Here is a 1280-nt window from a genome sequence, read left to right on the forward strand (position 1 = left end):
CAATATCTATGAGTAGTTGTATTGAATCGTTTCTCCACATTCCTGATGATAGTATATCACCAATAACATCACCACCTAAAAATCTCCCTACACACGGTAGACAATACACACTTGCCTTACTATGAACATCAAGTCCTAATTCTCCAGCTGTAGTTGTGTAACTACCTTTCTCTACTTCAAATTTAGAATCTGCAAATCCTCTAACATCTCTATTTAAGAATAGGTATGTCATCACAGTATTACCTGCAGCAACAACATTAACAATATGTCTTTTATCTACATTAGAAGATCTACATAATCTATCTATCATACTATTTATACACTCTATAACTGTTCTATTCAAATCTCTATACCCATCTCTATTTCTAATACAATACTCTATTCTACTCATAAGATCATCACCATATATTACCTGTCTATTTATATCATATATTTCAGATACTATATTACCACTTTCTAAATCTACTAGGTAGATTACTATCTTTGTTGTTCCAATATCAATAGCAATTCCATAAGGTTTTACATATCTACCCTCTATAAGTATTCGACCATTTTCATCGAGAACTTTTACATAATCTCCAAATCTTTCTATAATTATACTTGGATTAACCTCTTCAATAATTAATTTACCTCTATGAAGTATCTTTTGAATTCCTAATCTAGATTCTTCAGGTATGTATACAGTACAGTCATCTTCAGGTACTACCTGACATGCAAGTACAGTTCCATCTTCTAACTGTGCTTCCTCTGTGAGCAGTCTATACTTTCCTCTCTCTATCTTTACCTTACACTTCTTACATGCACCTTTACCACCACAAATACTCCTAATAACTACTCCACATTTAATAGCAGCATCTAATACAGTTTCTCCTTTACAAACATCAATTTTCCTTCCATAAGGTTCAAATACTATCGTAACCATCTCTCAGCTTCATTGAAAGTTCCTATCTGAAACTAGAAGTTTTATCATAGTAAATATTTGATAATTGCAAAACTTTAAGTCTAACATATGCAATACTTACTACACATACAAGTACTACAATAGCTTAAGTAGAATATTTTTCAATAGTTAAAAAATGTTAAATATTCACACATTCTCGTAAATGTAAATGTTTGTTGAACAAAGAAAGAAAATGACCGAGCTAGATTTATGCTCAAATTGTGGTATATGTACATATACTAAAAGTCTAGAATTTTGCCCACAGATAAATATTGATGAAAATCTATATAAAAACCCAATACCAAAAATATTGAAAGCATATATAACTAAGTCAAACTTT

At 30.6% G+C, this 1280-nt stretch carries 1 protein-coding gene; it reads right to left on the minus strand.

Translation table 11 applies throughout. The features are described 5' to 3' along the window. Nucleotides 1–922 (minus strand): 2Fe-2S iron-sulfur cluster-binding protein (locus tag AC30RD_RS09530; protein ID WP_489494312.1); only part of this gene is annotated, 922 nt, incomplete at its 3' end. Between the last annotated feature and the right edge of the window lie 358 nt (nt 923–1280).

Source organism: Nitrosophilus sp., assembly GCF_982775275.1.